This is a genomic window from Clostridioides sp. ZZV14-6154 (genome assembly GCF_020657785.1).
GTDB lineage: Bacteria > Bacillota > Clostridia > Peptostreptococcales > Peptostreptococcaceae > Clostridioides.
This window is the reverse complement of sequence record NZ_JAGWCY010000007.1, coordinates 17,178-37,538: the sequence shown is the minus strand read 5'-3', so window position 1 is coordinate 37,538 and position 20,361 is coordinate 17,178. Positions and strand designations below refer to the sequence as shown.

Sequence of the window (20,361 nt, the reverse complement as noted above, 5' to 3'; positions counted from 1 at the left end):
CTAGCTACTAAGCCATTAAAATATCTTTACTTAATAGCTAGTCATTTATCTAATTAATCATTCATTACCTATCTAATACCTATTTATTACCTTTAACCAACAAACCAATTATAAATCAAAATTTCTATTTATCTTTAAGTGACATTAATTTTTCTTTTATTTCTTTAATTTGTGCTTTTGTTGTTTCACTAGAATCATATGGAGATTGATTAGCTCTATCAGAATCTATAACATCTTGATTGTAATAGATAAATCCTAAAGATTCGCCATCTTCTAAGTTTTGTATTATAAATTCTTCATCTTCTTTATTTCTGATTTTGTTACCTACAACAAATACCTTATTTACGCCTATATCATGACCAAGTTTTTTAACTTTTCTATAGGTTTGTAGACTTCTTTCACCTGGCTCTACAACTACTATAAAAGCATCTACACCTTGAGCTGTTCCTCTTCCTAAGTGTTCAATTCCAGCTTCCATATCCATAACAACTACATCTTTATTTTGTAGTATTAAATGAGAACAGAGTCTTTTTAAAAGAACATGCTCTGGACATACACATCCAGTACCACCAGAATCTACTGTCCCTAATGTAAGTAATCTCACTCCATTGTATTCTTTACAGAAATTTTCAGGTATATCGTCTACTTTAGGATTCATCTTAAACATTTTTCCAAATGAACCTACAGAAGCTGCTGTTCTATCTGAAACTAATTTTTTCATTTCTGATATAGGTACTATTGATTCATATACTTCTTTTGGAAAACCTAGTGCTAAAGCTAAATTAGCATCAGGGTCGGCATCAACAGCAACAACTCTGTATCCGTCTTCAGCAAACATTCTAGAGAGCATTGAAGAAAAAGTCGTTTTACCTACTCCACCTTTACCTGTTATTGCTATCTTCATAATCCCTACCACCTTTATTACTATTTGCTTTTTATTTTATTTATTTATTTTTTAGTGTAGTTATCTATTTTTTAAACACTAAAAATAAACTACAGCTAGTCCTTACAGGAACCAATTACATTTACCCTACTAGCTTTTCAAAGCAGCATGTATAGTTTTAGTATTCTTCATTATATTGTTTATATTTTATTTATTCAGTATATTCATTGTATTTCGATATTATTTTCTTTAATATTTGACTTTATTCAACCATAAAATCTTCATTTAGATATAAAATCGTTTTTTCTAAGCCTCTAGCCATTTTCTAAGCTTCTGCTTCAACGCCCATTTTTTCTTCAACTAATGCTTCGAAGTGAACACGTTTCTTTTCTATATCTTCTATTATTGTAGCTGCTAACTCTTTTGGATTTGTATTTACAGTAAATGTTGCACCAACTTTATCTTTTAATTCGCTAGTTAATATATCTACTGCTCTTGAAGAACCAGCTATTGGAGGCATTATTCCTAGATAAGTGTCTATACCAGAAGCTACAACATAACATCCTATAGCAACTGCTTTTTCTGACATCCACTCTGGAGCTATACCTACAACTGGAAGGTCACACATATCCATATCTAAGTATTTAGCTGCTGCTCCAACTAAATCTAATATACGGCTTATATCAACGCAAGAACCCATATGTAGTACTGGTGGGATTCCTACTAATTTACAGACAGTTGCAAGACCTTTACCTGCATATTTTTCTGCTGCATCAGTTTCCATTAAACCAAATTTTGCTGCTGCTGAAGCACCACATCCTGTAGTAACTACTATTATGTCGTTTTTAATTAACTCTTTCATTATTGTTACATGAGCTTCATTTGAAACTCCTTTAGCGTTGTTACATCCAACTACACCAGCTGCTCCTCTTAATACTCCAGATTTTAAACAGTCTGTTAATGGCTTAACTGTTCCTGCTGGGTCTATATGAGAGTTTACAACTCTGTCTAATTGATTTACTACTGCTTCTACACTATACCCAACTGTTGCCCCTGATTTTAATTCAGGTATAAGTACTTTTGATTTATCTCTATTTTTAAAGTTTAAGATTGCTTCTTTAACTATTGATTTAGCATCATCAAGAGCTTGTTCTTCTCTGAATTCAATATAAGTTGAACCTGTTATTTTAGCTTTTGGAGAAGTTGTTACAAATTTAGTATGGTAACAATCTGCTACTCTAGCTAGTGCAGGGAATATACATTGAACGTCAACTATTACAGCTTCAACTGCTCCAGTTACTATTGCAAGTTCTTGTTGGTGGAAGTCTCCTGCTATTCTTACACCATGTCTCATTGTGATTTCATTACCTGTACAACACATACCAGCTAAGTTTATTCCATCTGCTCCAACTTCTTTAGCTAAAGCTACTAAGTCTGGTTCTTCTGAAGCTAAAACTATCATTTCTGATAATGCTGGCTCATGTCCATGTAATATTATATTAACTTTATTTTCTTCTAATACTGCTAAGTTAGCTTCTGTTCTTCTTGGTACTGGAGTTCCAAATAAGATATCGCTTAGACGAGTACCTATCATAGAACCACCCCAACCATCAGCCATAGAAGTTCTTAGACTCATGTGTATTAAACTATCTATATCACCAGTACATCCTATATGAGTAGAGTGCATTATTGTTGCAATTTCTCTATCTATAGCTCTTGGTTCTATAGCATATTCTTTCCATATTTTTTGTCTTGGTTCTGGTGCATTTTTTATAAATCTTAATGTCCCAAAAGGTTTACCAAATTCCATTAATGCAATTTCTGCCACTTCATGTGCTACATCATAGATATCTCTACCTTCTGTTTCTACATCCCATTCTTTAGCTAAATTAATTAACTTAGCTTCGTCTCTTATTTTATAGTTTCCATTTGGATCAGCTAATGCTAATGTATGTGCTATATCTCTAGCATGGTCTGAATGGGCAGCTGTCCCACCAGCAACCATTCTTGCAAAGTTTCTACCTACTATAGTATGCTCATCTGCTCCACATAACCCTCTTGGAGTTTTAGGACTTATTCTACATGGTCCCATTCCACATATTCTACAGCAAACCCCTTGAAGACCAAAACCACATTGTGCTTTAAAGCCTGCTTTTCTATCATACATTGTTTCTACGCCTTCTTCTCTAGCTTTTGCTATCATCTTCTGGCTGTTTAAATCAATTGTTAACATTTTTTCATCCATATTCCTATCCCCTTTTTTTGATTTTTAAAATCCCCCAGGTGACTGACTTCATGTCATAAAATAATAAAATAAATGCTTTCTAAGTTGATTATATACTAATTTTCAGCACTTTGCTTTAGATTTAAATATTTTTTTAACAAAATTAGATAATACATAAAAATTTTATTTTTAATGCCTAATTTAAGTTAATTTAACTGCTTATTTTTGGCTATTTTTTAATACTTAAGCCTACTTTTTTGATACTTTAGTTTAATTAAATTATGTTTTGATTTTTTAAAATCAATTTTGAATTATTTCTAGTCAATTTTTTGATATTACATCTTATTTGTGTGTTTGTTATTTCTCACTACTTTTTTGGACTTGTTACAGATTTTTACTCCCTATACCATAATTAGTAAAAACTTCTTAGAATAGCATTTTTTGGACTAATTTTTTGAATTTTTTTATTTTTCCTACTTTAATATTAATTATAGCTTCAAATTGAACATTTGTATATATTCATTTGAAGCTATAATTATTTTTTATATAAAATTTTTTTAATATTGCATTAATTCAGATATTATGACTACTTTTTATCTTTTAATGCATCTATTTTACACACTTAATGTTTTTATTTCATACTTTTCGCTACAATAGCTCCATATGCAATAGAGTATAATTTAGATTCATGTGAATCAGCTCTTGATACTAAAACTATAGGAGCTTTTGCACCCATAATTATACCTGCTGATTTAGAATCTGCCATATATGTAAAGGCTTTTCCTATTCCATTACCAACTTCTATTGTTGGAACCAATATAATATCTACATCTCCAGATACTTCACTCTTAAATCCTTTTATCTCGCTAGCTTCTTTTGAAACTGCTAAGTCAAAAGCTAAAGGACCTTCTACAATTACATTATCTCCAAATTCTCCTGCTTGACAAGCTTTTGCTAACATATCTGCATCTACAGTAGCTTGCATTTTAGGATTTACTTTTTCCTTAGCTGCTAAGCATGCAACTTTTACAGTTTCCATACCTAAAGATTTTGCTGCTTTTATAGAATTTTTTAATATTTTTGCCTTTTGTTCATAGTCAGGAGCTATATTCATTCCTCCATCTGTAGTTATCAACAGCTTATGGTATTTTTCTAACTCATATACCATAACATGGCTTAATAAACTATCAGTTCTAAGACCATAATCTTTATTTAACACTTCTTTTAATATAACAGATGTATCTAATAAGCCTTTCATTACAAAATCAGCTTCTTTACTTGATACTAATTTAACTGCTATTTCAGCACAGTCTTTAATATCATCCTTGTCAATAATTTTAATTCCACCCAAATCAAATTCTATTTCTTTTGATATTTCTCTTATCTTTCCTTCATTTCCAACTAATATAGGAGTAATTATATTTCTTTCTACAGCATCCTTTATCGCCATTAAAACTTCTTTGTCGTGAGCTGCTGCTACAGAAAGTACTATTTTTTCTCCTCCTTTAAGCTGCTCTAAAATATCATCTAATTTCTTTATCAAAAGTAACCCCTCCCTTATATATATTTAACTAAATAATACCATATTTGATATATCTTTTCTCAATTTATTTTTTATGTTCTAAAAAATTTGTATAACTAAAATCTGCTTTAATATTTAATTATTACAAGTTCAAGATATTTATGAAATATAATATTACAAAGAGTAAATAAAGGTAAAAAGCTCCCAAACGAAGTAAATAAAAAAGTGGTACAACATAATAAATGTTCTACCACTCTTAATTAATAAAATTTAATAACATCAAATAAAACTCACTAACATCAAATCCAACCTAATAAAATAAAACCTAATAGAATCTAATACAGTTTAACAACATTCTTACTTGTTTATACCAAGCTCTCTTAAACAAGCAATCGTAATCTCATCCTGTGGATTTAATTCATAAGCTCTTTCTATATAGTAAGTTGCATCATCAATATCACCATTGTTTAAGTAAGCCATACCTAAATTACAAAGAATTTCTGGGTCTTCTTTTATCTTGGCAGCTTGCTCAAAATACTCTATGGCTTTATCTAAATTATTTTTAGAAGCTTCACAAAGCCCTAATTCAACTATAGCATCTACTTGCTTAGGTTTTATTACTAATATCTTCTCAAAATACATTTTAGCCTGCTCTATTTCGCCCATACCCTTATATCCTAGTCCTATCATAAACAGTAAATTCCACCAATCCATATGTTCTTCTTCTAATGGCAGTAGTTTTTCTAATCCTTCTTTGAACTTACCATGGAATATAAGTGTATATCCTTCTTCATACTGTACTTTAAAATCCATCTTTCCTAAATTTTCTTGTATTTCAGCCACTAAGTCAGCATCTAGACCTAATCTTAATGCATCTTCCCATGTCAGTTTAGTCTTTAAATATTGACCTTGATTATAATAATGATAACCTAAATGATAATAACCTAATGCAAAATCACTATCAATATCTATTATCTTTTCAAGTTTGGCCATCGCTTCAAGTAAAAATGCATTCATAGCCTTATCATCTAGGTCTTTTTGATATTGTTTTGCTATCTCTTGGCACACAATTGCATAATTATACATTGCATCTAAATCATCTGGATACATAGTTATAAATGCTTTTATATATATTAAAGAATCTGTATGTTCACCAATCTCAAAGTACTTTCTAGACATGTATCCCATATATGCTTTTAAATCTAAGTTAATATCCTTAGCCAAAGCATCTAAAAACTTTTCATATTCTCCATTGTTTTTAAATTTACTATCTATACCAATTATATATATCATTGCATCTGCTATAGACATTGAGTTTAACTTATCTTGAGCAGTTTTTTCTTTTATTCCTTTTACTAGCACCTCATTTTTTATAGGTACATCTAGTCCACCTTTTGGCACATCATAACTCTTTAATTTAAATTCTCCACCATGCTTTATAGTTATAAAAGCTAGTTCTTCTGCCTTCTTTAGCAAATATTTTTCTATTTTAAAATCCATTTTTTCCTCCTAAATACTTAAATTTCTACTTTATGAGTTTTAGATTTCTCAAATATTTTTTTATCATCGTATTCAAATAAGACTATGTTTTCTTCTTCTCTTATTTCTGTATTTATATTATTTTTTAAATCCACAATATTAAATTTAAACGGTTCAAAATGAACATATTTTATTATATGTTTTGCTGGTTTATCAACAAAATTAGGTAGATATGTTGATAAGTTATCATTATCTTGTAAAAATACATGACATCTATTCTTAAAGTCATCCACATCTAACTTATTAAAAAACTGTGGTATATTTGATGTCTTACCTAGCGAAATATAGTCATATTTTAATATATCATTAAATACATCATTGTCTATATTTATTTTTTCATTATAGAAATCCAGTAATATTTTGTATAATTGATTTTTCCCCTGTGCCAAGTCAAAATACCCATTTTCATCAAAGTACTTAGCAAAAGTTTCAAAAAATTTAAAAGGACTTTGTTTGTAAAATCTGCCTATAATATATCTCATGGACAACACAAAGTTTTTAGAATTGTAGTATCTCTCAAGTATATCTTCTATATCCTTTAATTTCAATGTTTCTTCATAGCTTATATAATTATTGTATAAAAACTCATATGGAGCATAATCCTTATATTTAAATCCATGCTCATCTGCTACCTTTCTCATACCTGTACCCTTAATCATCTTTAAGAAGCCTAATTGTAAGTGTTCTATCCCTAGATTAAATACATCATTAAATGAGTTCTCAAAGCTTTCATAATCCTCATAAGGAAGTCCTGCAATTAAGTCTAAGTGCTGATGTATATTTCTATAAGATGCTACTGTCTGCACAACATGAGATAACTTTTTAAAATCATCTCTTCTTCCTACTGCATCAAGTGTTTTTTCATTTGTTGACTGTACTCCTATTTCAAACTGGAAAAGCCCTTCTTTACAGTCAGCCAAAAACTCAATCATCTTGTCATCTATCAAATATGCTGTAACTTCAAAATGATAGGTTGTATATCCATTATCATTTTTCATAAGAAAATCCATAATTTCCATAGCCACTTTTTTATTTGCATTAAAAGTTCTATCAATAAATTTAATTTGTGAGACTCTTGCATCTATTAAAGCTTTTAAATCCCTTTTTATTCTATCTAAGCTGAAATATCTCAGACCAGGAATGGTAGAAGATAAGCAGTATTGACAATTAAACGGACAACCTCTTGACGACTCATAATATACTATTCTATTTTCATATTCCTTTGGATTTAAATTTTCATAAGGACTAGGAATCTCGTCCAAATTTTGAAGAAGTTCCATAGGTTTATTTGCTATTATCTCGCTTCCTTGTCTATATACCAATCCGTCTACATTTTTTATTTCTTTCTTTCCTTTAAGATGAAGCACTAAATCTCTAAAAATTAATTCTCCTTCTCCATAAAGTATATAATCTACAAAATCGTATTTTTTCATTGCCTCATAGCTATCATAACTCACTTCTGGACCGCCCAAAGCTATTTTAGTATTTGGTCTAATTTTTTTTAGATTGTCACAAAGTTTAACTATATCTCCTATATTCCAGATATATGTTGAGAATAAAATTATATCATATTCATTTTTGTATATATCTTTTAAAATATAATCTAAGTCATTGTTTATCGTATATTCTTTCATGTCAACTTCTATTAAATCCCTTACAAATTCTTTTAGGTATCTTATAGCTAAATTTGTATGAATAAACTTAGAATTCAACGTTGTTAATAAAATTTTCAAATATTTCTCACCTCTTTTTAATATTATACTGCTTTTTGTACCCCTTATAGGTTAAAATAGTATATGTAAAGTCTATATAACATTTATATAATTAGATTATTAATTTCAAGTAATATGAGGAAAGGAAGTTTTTTATGGAATTAATTGAAAAAGTATCTATCAACTCTTTATCAAAAAGAGATTTACTGCTTATTATAAAGTCTCTTGAATACACTAATGAAAATACCCAAATTAGTGATTTTATCGACCTTAGAAATAATATAGTAAAAGAATTATGTTTCTTAACTGACACTAAAGAAAAAGATTTTTTGGATTACTTAGAAAAAAACAGTAATCTCTAGTAACCTAAACCTTTTTAAACTTTAATATATAAATACCTGATTTAGAATTTATCTTTATGCTTAATATATTATCACTAAAGGTTTTCGACATAACTGTTATTTGATTAAATATGGGGTCTATTGTAGTATCGCCTTCTTCAAGGCTTATAAGACCACTTGGGTCTATTTTTTTATTATACATTTTAACCCCAATTTTATATTTTCTCAACTTAACAACATATTCTGACATAGAAAAAATAAAATCTATATTATCTTCGTTTAATTCAGTCTCTTCACCTAAAATAGATAATATAGATTTTTTCATGCTTTTAATTCCTTGATTTTCTACATTTCTGTCTTCTATATAAATATCATATAAAATATTTAAAACACTTGGTAGAATACTTTCTTCATCATAATCTTCATATTTTAAATCAATATATTTATCAATTAATTGTATTGTGCTTATCCTTGCCATCTGAAACTTTACAATATCAGACTTGTCTAATTGTATAGAAAAACCTATTATCTTGTCTTTAATATTTTGTAGTAATTCGACATATTCAATTTTACTGTTATTTATAAGATTGTGCATGATAGAATTATACGCTACAGAACTTAATAAATAATCAAATAAAGATTCTTCTTTTTTAAAGTAACTCACATATTTTTTTATTAGTTTAACAACCTCATCTTCACTTTTTTGAATATTAGTATTTGATAAAATTAATGGTAATAAAATATTTAAAAAATTGACATTACCTATTTTTTCTCCATAAAATCTAAAGTAAATAAGTTCATCTTTCAATCTCTTTTCGTCTATATATACACATCTTTGAGTTTTATCATCTATTAAGGATTTTGTATTTATTATAATTAAATCTTTAAGAGCCTTACTTCCATTATTAAAAGAAGATGTGTAGACTTTTTTTATTAATACGTCATTCATAAATATATCCTTTCTCAAAAACTTAATTTAAATATCCTGCTATTAAAAAAAAAGAGACAGCCCGTTAAGAAGCTGTCATATATAGGGGGATAGTAGTGTACAAAAATCATTGTAATCTACTATCTATATATTATTATACGATACTACTTTTTTATATGTAAAGCATCAGTTTTCGACATCCCTATATTCTACAGTTATACAAATTGCGTACTAAGTTCAATTTTATTCTTTTTATTTCAACATTTTATTGTGTTACATTCTTTCTGGAGCGTGCATTCCCAACAGTTTCAGAGAATTTTCTAAAGTTTGCTTTGTAGCTAGCACCAAGGCAAGTCTCGATTTTCTAATCTCTAAATTTTCCACTAAAATTGGATTGTCATGATAAAATTTATTGAACGCTTGAGCTAAATCTAGCATAAATCTTGTAACTATGTGTGGCTCATTCTTCTTTAGAGCAAGTAAAATATTTTTATTAAATGATTCTATAACTCTAAGAACTTCTGCACTATCTTCGTCAGCCAATAGACTATAATCTATATCAGAAGTGATTTTTTCTTCTGCTTTTCTTAAAACTGCACAGCATCTAGCATGTGTATATTGAACATATGGTCCAGTCTCTCCATCAAAGCTCAATGTTCTTTCCCATGAGAAAGTATAGTCTTTTATTCTACTATTAGATAGTTCTTGGAATACTACAGCCCCAACACCTACTTGTTTAGATATTTCATCTACATTTTTAGCATCTGGATTTTTAGCTAGTATAATATCCTTAGTTTTATCTATAGCTTGATTTAATGCATCTTCTAAAAATACAACTCTTCCTTTTCTAGTTGACATAGTCCCTTCTTCAAGAGCTACCATACCAAATCCAACATGCACCAAGTCTTTTGCCCATTCATATCCCATAAGCTCAATTACTTTAAACCATTGTTGGAAATGTAGGTTTTGTTGAGAACCAACTACATATATACACTTATCAAAATCATAAGTTTCTTTTCTATATATTGCAGCAGCTAAATCTCTTGTCATATATAGTGTTGAACCATCATTCTTGGTAATAAGTGCTGGTGGCATCTTATATTCTTCTAAATCAACGATTCTTGCACCTTTAGACTCTTGTAAAAGATTTTTTTCTTCTAATAATTCTATCACTCTATCCATCTTATCAGAATAGAAACTTTCACCTGCTAGAGAATCAAATTCTATATCTAAAAGTTTATATACTCTACTAAATTCTTTTAGACTTTCATCTCTAAACCACTGCCATAATTCTTTTGCTTCTTCATCACCATTTTCTAATTTAGTAAACCATGCTCTTGCTTCATCTTCCATTTCTGGATGTTGTTCAGCTTCCTCGTGGAATCTTACATATAATTTCAATAATTCTGGGATTGGATTAGATTCTACTACTTCCTTTTCTCCCCACTTTTTAAAGGCCACTATTAACTTACCAAATTGAGTTCCATAGTCACCTAAATGATTTATTCTTATAGTTTTGTATCCTTGTGATTCATATATCTTATATAGAGCATTACCTATTACTGTAGTTCTTATATGCCCTATATGGAAAGGTTTTGCTATATTTGGAGAAGAGTATTCAACTATTACAGTTTTATCTTTTCCAAAATCGCTACAACCATAATTTTCTTTTTCATCTAATACTTTTTTGATTACAGTTTCTGCTAATTGAGATTTGTTTACAAAAAAATTCACATATCCGCCTAGTTGTATTACTTTTGTTATCTCTCCACTAGCTTCTATACTTTCTGCTAATTCACTTGCTATCATGTTTGGAGCTTTTCTAAATACTTTAGCTAGTTTAAAGCATGGAAAAGCATAGTCACCCATGTCCTTGTTTGGTGGAACTTCTATAAGTGCCTCTATCTCTTCTATCGACAATTCTTCTATTTTCTCTTTAAGGCAATTTGATATTGCTACCTTGAAATCTTGCATCTTGTTGCTCCTCTCTACATTGTTCCTGGTTTATATTGTGCTTATCTCTTTATGTTAAATCAAATTCCGTGTTTTTTCAAGTATTTCATTACATGGCAAAACACTTTAATAATTATGTTTTCTGTATCTATTAAAAATACTATAATTACAGTTTTTATCCATACCATTATTGACTTTCTATAAGTCTTTTTCACTCTTAACTTTTATTCCTTCTTCTTCTAGTAACTTTGCTGTAATACCTTTCCCTGGTATTTTTTTACCTGAAAAACTACCATCATACACTAGATTACATCCACAAGAGGGGCTACCCTCTTTTAGTATTGCTTCGCTACATACATATAACTTTGCTATTTTTAGAGTTTCTTCAGCACCTCTTACAAAGTTTTCTGTTACATCTTTATAATCTTCTTTTGTGATTACTTTCCCATCAACTATCTCAGCAGGTGGTCTTGGTGTAGATAGACCACCTAACTGTTCTGGACATACAAGGATAAAGTCTTTACCTTTTAGGTATTCTTTTACTTCTTTATTTTCATTATTATCGCCACTATATTTACAATTTATTCCTATTAAACATGCAGATACTAATATCATAAAAATGTGCTCCTATACAAATTATTTTAGTTTAACAATTGTTACTCCTGCTCCACCTTCTCCATACTGGCCACCTCTTTGTGATTTTACATGTCTATTTTTTCTTAAAATATCTTGTAGTCCTGCTTTTAGCACTCCTGTACCAATTCCATGTATTACTGTTACAGATTCTAGCCCTGCTACATATGCATCATCTAGATATTTTTCAACTTCCATTATAGCTTCTTCTAAATTTAAACCTCTAAGGTCAACTTCACTTTTTATATTTCCAGATTTTGCCCTTATGATATTTCTTGTTGATTTAGTAACATTTTTTGAAACATCCTTGTGAGATTTTTGTAACGATTTAAAAGGTAGAGTCATCTTCATTATACCAATTTGCACTACTGCTTCTTTTCTCTTTTTGTCTACAGAAACCACACTACCATTTTGATTTAAAGTTATTACTTTAACTTCTTCTCCTGGTTTTAGGTCTTTTATTTCTTTACTTGAAACCTTTGGAACTATCATACTTTTTACTGTTGGTTGAAGACTTCCCATAGAACTAGTCAATTCTTTTCTAAGTTCTTCTATTTTACGATTTTTTTCTTTAGAAGCTCTTTCTTGTTCTAAACTTCTAAGTTCCTTTATTATAAGGTCTACTTCTTCCTTAGCTTGTCTTGTTATTGAAAATGCTTCTGATTTAGCCTTTTCAATCATCTTATCTCTTTGAGTAACTAATTTTTCAAGTTTTTCGTCGTATTCTACTTTTAGTCTTTCTATCTCTTCCTTCAGTCTTTCAGCTTCTTCTCTATCTTCAATAGCTTTGATTCTATTCTTTTCAACATTTTGTAATACATCTTCTAAAGCTATGTTATCTGTATTTATATATTCTTTGGCACGTGAAATTACATAGTCACTAAGTCCAAGCTTTCTGGAAATCTCAAACGCATTTGATTTTCCAGGAACACCTATAAGTAACTTATATGTTGGACTTAAAGTTTCTATATCAAATTCAACTGCTGCGTTTTCTACACCAGATTTAGTAAGAGCATAATTTTTAAGCTCACTATAGTGAGTAGTTGCTATACATTTCGCTCCTACAGAGTTTATATCTTCTAATACTGCTATTGCAAGTGCAGCTCCCTCAACAGGGTCTGTTCCTGCTCCTAATTCGTCAAATATAACTAAAGAGTCTGCTGTTACGTTTTTTAGTATTGATACTATATTTGTCATGTGAGATGAAAATGTAGATAAACTTTGCTCAATACTTTGTTCATCTCCTATATCTGCAAATACATTATCATACACACACATACTACTTCCATAATCAGCAGGTATGTGAAGTCCACTTTGTGTCATAAGCGCAAATAAGCCTACAGTTTTTATTGTAACTGTTTTACCACCTGTATTTGGACCTGTTATTACCAATGTGTGGAAGTCTCTTCCTAAATAAATAGTATTTGCCACTACTTTTTTCTTATCTAATAGTGGATGTCTTCCATTTTTTATATTTAAATATTTATCCTCATTTAATGTAGGTTCTATACCTCTCATTTGTATAGAAAGTTTTCCTTTTGAAAATGCAAAGTCTAATCTTCCGAGTATCTCTTGATTGGAAATCAAATCTTCACTTACTTCTCCAACCATTGCAGAAAGTTCTGATAAAATTCTCTCTATCTCTTCTTGCTCTCCTAATTTTAGCTGTCTTAACTCATTGTTCATCTCTACTATAGTCATTGGCTCTATAAAAAGTGTCGCACCAGAAGATGACTGGTCATGTACTATACCAGCTACTTGCGACCTATATTCAGATTTTACAGGTACTACAAATCTATCACCTCTTAGAGAAATTATGGCATCTTGTAAGTATTTTTGATAAGTAGTTGAACTTATTATTGAATTTAATTTAGACCTAATGGATTGATTTTTTTGAGCTATTCTTCTTCTGATATCTCTAAGTGTACTTGAAGCATTGTCAGATATTTCTACTTCACTTATTATCGCATTGTATATCTGGTCTTCTATATCTTTATATACATATAGAGAATTTGATAGAGATTGTATTATTGGATAATTAAAATCTTCTTCATCACTGCTAGACAGACTATTTTTTAATCTTCTAGCTACTCTTAAAGTATCCGCTATCATAATTAAACTTCCTGGGTCAAGAGATGCACCTATATAGGCTCTTTTAACCTTATCTTCTATATCATGAATACCATCCAAACCTACTGAACCTCTCTTTATAATAATTGATTGAGCTTCACTAGTTTCTTCTAGCATGGACTTTACTTCTACAAAATCAGTATTTGGAACTAAACTTTCTATATATTTTAGACCTAAAGAAGATGAGGCTTTCTTCTTTAATAAATCTATTATTTTATTGTATTCTAGAACTCTTAACGATTTCTCATTCATTTTTCTATATTCACCATCCTCAATATTTTAACTTTTTTCTTTAATATCTAAAATGTATGCTTTCCAAGCATTTTCAATAAAAACTGCAAGTTTTATTTCTTTTTTATTTCTAAATTTATTATATTTTTTCTCTTTTAGATATATTTTAAACATATTTTGTATTATACTATGTATGTAGCTATCTATATATTATACATAAACATGCTTTATTTGTAATATAATCTGTTAAAAAATCTTCTTTAATATTTTTTAAAGGAGTTTATTTTAGCTTATTTTATAAAAATAGCTACTTATATAGATAAATTAAGGAGGAACACAAGTCATGGGAAACGTATTAGAAGGATTAAAGCCAGAAAATGTTTTTAAAAACTTTGAGAAAATATCTCAAATTCCTAGAGGTTCTGGAAACGAGAAAGGCATAAGTGATTATTTACTTAGCTTTGGTAAAAATTTAGGGCTTGAAACTATCCAAGATGAAAGTTTAAACATAATAATAAGAAAGCCTGCTACAAAAGGATATGAAAATTGTCCAGGAGTAGTTCTTCAAGGACATATGGATATGGTTTGTGAAAAAGAAAAGAATGTTGAACATGATTTTCTTAAAGACCCTATAAAATTAAGAATTAATGGTGATATGATATACGCTACTGGAACTACTCTTGGAGCTGACAATGGTATCGCTGTTGCTATGGGTATGGCTATATTAGAAGATAATACTTTAGAGCATCCAGCATTAGAAGTTTTAGTTACTGTTAATGAAGAAGATGGTATGAACGGTGCTGATGCATTAGACCCAAGCTTAATCAAAGGTCAATATATCTTAAACATGGACTCCGAGGAAGAAGGATACCTGTTAGTTAGTTGTGCTGGTGGTAAAACTTGTGTTGTTAGTCTACCTGTTGAGTACAAAGAAGTTGGAGCTGACAAACAAGCTTTATTAGTTGAAGTTACTGGATTATTAGGTGGACATTCTGGTATGGAAATTGTTTTACAAAGAGCAAATGCTAACAAAGCAATAGCTAGAGTATTAAGCGTACTAGATGTTGATTACGAATTGGTTTCAGTTGATGGTGGTACTAAGCATAATGCTATACCTCGTGAAGCTAAGTGTGTAATAGCCGTTGATAAAGCTGATGTTGAATCTGCTAAAAAACAAATAAATGATATTTTAACTGCATTTAAACATGAGTTTACTACTTCTGACCCTGATATGGCTTATTCAGTAGTTGAAACTTCTGCAACTAAAGCTCTTACTAAAGACTGCAAAGAAAAAGTTATTCAAATGTCAAGCTTAACTCCTCACGGTGTTCAATCTGTAAGTCTTGATATAGAAGGGCTAGTTGAAAGTTCTACTAACTTCGCTATAATTGAAACTAAAGAATCTACTATTGAATTCTTAACTTCTGTTAGAAGTTCTGTTATGTCTATTAGAGATGAGATAGCTGATAGAATAAGACTTTTAGCTCAAGCTTTAGGTGCTAACTATGGTCTTACATCTCAATATCCAGCTTGGGAATTTAAAAAAGGTTCTAAATTAGAAAAAATATGTAGTGAAACTTACGAGAAATTAACTGGTAAAGTTCCTACTGTTATGGCTCTACATGCTGGTCTTGAGTGTGGATTATTACTTGATAAACTTCCTCATGCTGAAGCTATCTCTATAGGACCAGATATGTTTGATGTTCATACTCCAAAAGAACACGTTAGTATACCTTCTATTGCTAATGTTTGGGATTATGTTATTGAAATATTAAAATCTATGAACCAATATTAAGACTAAGTTTTAAGAGATTTTAATTCTAAGTAAATCTATATAAAATTAACCCTGTAAATTAAGACTAATGTTAGCATCAAGTTTAATTTTAGCATTAATTTATAGAAATAAAGCCTAATGATGATAATAACATACATCATTAGGCTTTATTATTTTCACTTTAAAAAGATTTATTATATACTTTCTATTTAGAAATTTATTATATTTTTATACTTCATCTTATATAAATTAACACTTCTATTTTATTTACAATTATACAAAACTCGTTCAATTATATCTTATTTCTAATTTCTATAGTAAATCTTTCTAAAAATTATACTTCTACTATTTTAAATTTATTTCTTCCTTGCTTCTTAGAATCATAAAGAGCATCGTCTGCCATTTTGTATAATTCATCATATTTCTGTCCATATTTTGTTATCGCTACACCCATACTTATAGATACACTTTTTCCATTTGGTAACTTTATAAGGTGAATCTGTTCATATACATAATTACATTTAGCGACAAGTTCTTCCTTATTTATTATATCTCTAATGTAGATACTAAATTCGTCTCCACCCAAGCGACCTACAATATCATCTTTTTCAAAACTTCTTTCAAGCATTTTTGCAACATCAATTAATACTTCATCTCCAACTAAATGTCCATAATTGTCATTAATAGACTTAAAATAATCGATATCTAAAATTAGCAAAGCTCCGTTTTTGTTAGGAGATAAAGTCGATAAACTTTCTGCTGTTAACTTTCTAATATATGCTGCATTAAAAATATTTGTTAAACCATCTTTTTGAGCCTTATCCAGTAACCTATCCTTTTCCTCTTTTTCAGAATCAATATTAGATATTTTTCCAATTACATACACTGGTACATTTTTTTCATTATAAATTATTTTTGAAGTAATCCTAATCCAGTGACAATTACCATCAGAGCAGAGAGAATACATTTCAGTAGTCCCATTTTCCTGTGATTTGATTACATCAGAAAACTTTTTATTATATTCTATTTCAATTTCACTCATAGTACTATTATCACTCTTACTTATACCATAATAAGTACTAATTCCTTTCCCTTTCATAGAAACTATCAATTTATCTTGTCTATAATCATATTCAAAAAAGTATTCACTTGCCATTTCATACACTTCAGAGTGCTTTTTAAGTTCCAAAGAGATTTTCTGATTCATACTTTTACGTGTATGCAAGCTCCATGCCATACCTCCAATAATACAAAGTAATAAACTAGCAACTATTAAAACAGTTTCAATTGGATTTTGTTGCATAATATAAAGCAGTGAAAAATCTTGTCTATATGTAGTATTTTGATAAATAATTGATTGCATCTTTTCTGATGGAATACTTATAATAGCTTTATTAAATATACCCAATAATTCCTGCTTACTTGGTTTAACTATACCAAAGCAAATACTCTGTGGCTCATAAGTCTGTGGAACTAAACGTACATTTTTGTACTTAGGTTGATTCATATAGTACTGTATAGAATAGCCTTCTCCATAAGTATAATCTACATCTCCCTTGTTGACGGCTTCTATACACTCTTCCAAAGTATCATACCATACAACATCTCCCTTAAAATAATTATCATAAATGATACCTTTAGGTAGAGCTAGACGTTTTCCATCCAAACTATTCTCATTTAATTTATTGTTAATCATCATAATGTATTGAGTAGAAACGAATGACCGAGACATAGTTACATTGTGTTTACGAGAATTTTCATAATCATAAATCATTCCTGCTACAATATCAATTTCATGATTTTCAGTCATTTTGTCCAAATCTTTTTGGGACTTTGCAGGTACCAGTTCAAATTTCAGTCCAGTTTTGTCAGATATATGATTCAATAAATCTATTGATATCCCTTTTAATTCGCCTGTTTTTTCATCTATGTTTTGAAATGGTGGCTTATTTAAAAGTACCCCAACTTTTAATGTATCTATATCTTTAATATATGTAGTTTCATCATCAGACAAAAGCATCTTATTATTTTCTGGTGTAAAATATTTTTCATATAGAGTAGTTGAAAAATATGGGTCTGTCTGTTCAATATTGTTAATTGCTGAGTTGAGCCTTTGAGTTAGGTCTGTATTACCTTTAGGTGTAATAAAATAGAATGGTTTTGGTGAGAATTTAGCTATAGTACGCACACCTTCTATTGGACTCATACTCACATTAAGCAGTGCATCTGCCTTACCATTCTTTAGTACTTGTAACTGTTCTTCTTGTGACTTACAATATACTAATTTAGGTGATATTAAATTCATCTTGCAATATTCATTTAATTCTTTAAGCCTAGTATTAGAATTCTCTATTACAGCAATACGAATTTCTTTCATAGATTCTAAACTTATACTATCAATAGCTGTATTTTCATATAATACTTGCAATACTGTATTTACTACTCCATAACTATTACCTGCATAATTATACAATTTTTCCATCTGCTCATTGTATAACATGCCTCCCATTATATCAATCTCACCTTTTTCTAGCATTTTCATTAGTTTTGTAAGAATTTCATTTTCATCTCCAGATACTTGAACAAATTCATAATTCCATCCAGTATATTGCGCAATTTCCAACAAATATTCATATGTATATCCAGAGTATTTACCTTGCTTATCTAGTTCAGTTAGACCTTTTTGAATAGGATAAGCAACCCGAATAGTACGACTATCACTACCTAAAGCATTAACATTAAAAGGAAATATGCCAGAAGTGAATATAGACGCAATTACAATAATTAATAAAAGTAATTTTTTTGAATTCACTATACACTCCTCCATATAATTAAGATTTACAGTGCAAATAATTAAGATTTACAGTGCAAATTACTATATAAATTTTTAGATATGAAAAAATAGATTAGCATATAAAAGGATATAAAAATTTACTTAAAAATTTAAATATCCTTTTATATACAATATATCTAAATTATAACTGATTTATTTGATTATTACAATAAATTTGCTATATTAAATATATACATTCTCTCGTATTAATCGCTAGTATATAATACATTTTAAGTTCTATCTTATTTCAAATTTAGCACTATTTCTATTTACAGTTCTCTTATATTTTACACTTGGGTATCCCAATATAAATGAAGTTATAACTGCTTCATTATCATTCATTCCCAATAATTCCTTTAACTTTGGCTCTACATTTGATGCCATAACGAAAAATCCATTGTAACACATTCCTAATCCTTGAGAATAAGCCATAAGCTCCATATTAGATGCAGCTAATCCACCATCTACATATACACTTCCTCCTAAAGAAGTGTCACCAACAACTACCATAAGTAATGGTGCATCATAAAATAGAGAATCATATCCTTCTTCTTTATATCTTTTGTACATTCTCTTAAATGTATTTTTATACATAGAACGTACAGGGTCTTCATCATCAGTGTTTAATGCCAAGTTATAAAGCCCTTCTATTGCTAATTCTTTTACTTCTTTTAGTTTTTCTTTTACTAATATGTATCTTATAGGTTGTCTATTTCCACCTGTTGGTGTGTATCTTCCTGCTTCTACTATATTTTTTATTTTTTCTTCTTCTACCTCTATGTCTTTATAGCTTCTTATACTTCTTCTAAATTTGATGAAGTTTAGTAATTTTTCAGGCTCTAAATCAAATTTTTCATGATTGAATTCTAATACTTCATTTTTATCAAATCCCTGCATTTCTATTGCATCTGTTGGACATATCGCCATACAGTGACCACAGTTAATACAGAGAATATTTTTCACCTTTGCTTTATCTTCTTTAACTCTTATTGCATTTACAAGGCAGTCTGACTCACACATGCCACATCCTACACATTTGTCTAAATTTATGTCTATCATTCCAGCTTATTCCTCCATTTTAAAATTTTCACTCTAGTATAAATCAAATAGTTGTCTAAGTCAATTTTTATTTTTTTAACAATATACAAGCTTTAATTTTTTAATTAATCTAAGAAATTTACACTGTAATCTTTCAATTTGCCATTATCATATGTTATCTTTGCACTAAAAATTTTGCCTGTTTTAGCCCAATCTAAAAATAACCTGTCACCTTCCCACATATTTAAGTCAAATATTTTATCATTATCAACCCAAAGTAATTTACCTTCTTTACAATCATCTAAATCTTTGCTAGATAAAGTTCCTTCAAATTCATCTGAAAAATACAAAAACATATACCAATCTTCTTCATCTTTAAATTTTGGAAAAGTTATCAATCCTTTATATGTTAATGACTTAATAGTAAGACCTGTTTCTTCTTTAACTTCTCTGATTATACATTCTTCAGGTGTTTCTCCCTGCTCAAACTTTCCACCAACACCTACATATTTACCTTCATGTACATCATCTTTCTTCTTATTTCTATACAACATTAAAGTCTTACCATCTTTTTCTATATAACAAATAGTCGTAAGTTTCATATAATTCGCCTTACTTTC

The 20,361-nt window shown here is 29.3% G+C and carries 14 protein-coding genes; 2 read left to right on the top strand and 12 right to left on the bottom strand.

Going from position 1 to position 20,361, the window contains the following annotated elements; all coding sequences use genetic code 11:
* Positions 1-124: 124 nt before the first annotated feature.
* The 5 genes from KGF45_RS14190 to KGF45_RS14170 all read right to left on the bottom strand — a co-directional run bounded on the left by KGF45_RS14190 (position 125) and on the right by KGF45_RS14170 (position 7,901).
* Complete coding sequence (locus tag KGF45_RS14190; RefSeq protein ID WP_227433452.1) at positions 125-904, bottom strand: AAA family ATPase; 780 nt, start codon at positions 902-904, stop codon at positions 125-127.
* Between the two features lie 304 nt (positions 905-1,208).
* Positions 1,209-3,128, bottom strand: a complete 1,920-nt coding sequence (cooS, locus tag KGF45_RS14185) for an anaerobic carbon-monoxide dehydrogenase catalytic subunit (RefSeq protein WP_227842777.1) — start codon at positions 3,126-3,128, stop codon at positions 1,209-1,211.
* Between the two features lie 610 nt (positions 3,129-3,738).
* Complete coding sequence (locus KGF45_RS14180) at positions 3,739-4,650, bottom strand: bifunctional enoyl-CoA hydratase/phosphate acetyltransferase (protein WP_227829465.1); 912 nt, start codon at positions 4,648-4,650, stop codon at positions 3,739-3,741.
* A gap of 336 nt (positions 4,651-4,986) precedes the next feature.
* Positions 4,987-6,129, bottom strand: coding sequence for a tetratricopeptide repeat protein (locus KGF45_RS14175; protein WP_227839059.1), 1,143 nt, complete (start codon positions 6,127-6,129; stop codon positions 4,987-4,989).
* Between the two features lie 17 nt (positions 6,130-6,146).
* Positions 6,147-7,901, bottom strand: coding sequence for a B12-binding domain-containing radical SAM protein (locus KGF45_RS14170; protein ID WP_227829463.1), 1,755 nt, complete (start codon positions 7,899-7,901; stop codon positions 6,147-6,149).
* Positions 7,902-8,035: 134 nt separating this feature from the next.
* On the opposite strand from KGF45_RS14170, the gene KGF45_RS14165 reads away from it, so the two are divergent.
* Entirely contained in the window at positions 8,036-8,242 is a 207-nt protein-coding gene (locus tag KGF45_RS14165; RefSeq protein WP_227433457.1) for a hypothetical protein, read from the top strand.
* Between the two features lie 4 nt (positions 8,243-8,246).
* Here the strand turns inward: KGF45_RS14165 and KGF45_RS14160 are convergent, their stop codons facing one another.
* From KGF45_RS14160 to KGF45_RS14145, 4 genes are all read right to left on the bottom strand, one after another.
* On the bottom strand, positions 8,247-9,170 hold the full coding sequence (locus KGF45_RS14160) for a hypothetical protein (RefSeq protein ID WP_227842776.1): 924 nt from the start codon (positions 9,168-9,170) through the stop codon (positions 8,247-8,249).
* A 252-nt stretch (positions 9,171-9,422) separates the two neighbouring features.
* Positions 9,423-11,123, bottom strand: coding sequence for an arginine--tRNA ligase (gene argS / locus KGF45_RS14155; RefSeq protein WP_227829461.1), 1,701 nt, complete (start codon positions 11,121-11,123; stop codon positions 9,423-9,425).
* Positions 11,124-11,300: 177 nt separating this feature from the next.
* Positions 11,301-11,717, bottom strand: a complete 417-nt coding sequence (locus KGF45_RS14150; RefSeq protein ID WP_227829460.1) for a DUF523 domain-containing protein — start codon at positions 11,715-11,717, stop codon at positions 11,301-11,303.
* Between the two features lie 21 nt (positions 11,718-11,738).
* Positions 11,739-14,117 (bottom strand): endonuclease MutS2, encoded by a 2,379-nt coding sequence (locus tag KGF45_RS14145; protein ID WP_227829459.1) that lies wholly within the window; start codon positions 14,115-14,117, stop codon positions 11,739-11,741.
* A 322-nt stretch (positions 14,118-14,439) separates the two neighbouring features.
* Between KGF45_RS14145 and KGF45_RS14140 the strand changes: the two genes are divergently transcribed.
* Complete coding sequence (locus KGF45_RS14140) at positions 14,440-15,891, top strand: aminoacyl-histidine dipeptidase (RefSeq protein WP_227829458.1); 1,452 nt, start codon at positions 14,440-14,442, stop codon at positions 15,889-15,891.
* A gap of 313 nt (positions 15,892-16,204) precedes the next feature.
* Here KGF45_RS14140 and KGF45_RS14135 read toward each other — a convergent pair whose 3' ends face one another.
* From KGF45_RS14135 to KGF45_RS14125, 3 genes are all read right to left on the bottom strand, one after another.
* Entirely contained in the window at positions 16,205-18,697 is a 2,493-nt protein-coding gene (locus KGF45_RS14135; RefSeq protein WP_255287810.1) for a diguanylate cyclase domain-containing protein, read from the bottom strand.
* A 243-nt stretch (positions 18,698-18,940) separates the two neighbouring features.
* On the bottom strand, positions 18,941-19,762 hold the full coding sequence (locus tag KGF45_RS14130) for a nitroreductase family protein (protein WP_227842774.1): 822 nt from the start codon (positions 19,760-19,762) through the stop codon (positions 18,941-18,943).
* Between the two features lie 104 nt (positions 19,763-19,866).
* Entirely contained in the window at positions 19,867-20,343 is a 477-nt protein-coding gene (locus KGF45_RS14125) for an 8-oxo-dGTP diphosphatase (RefSeq protein ID WP_227829455.1), read from the bottom strand.
* Positions 20,344-20,361: the final 18 nt, after the last annotated feature.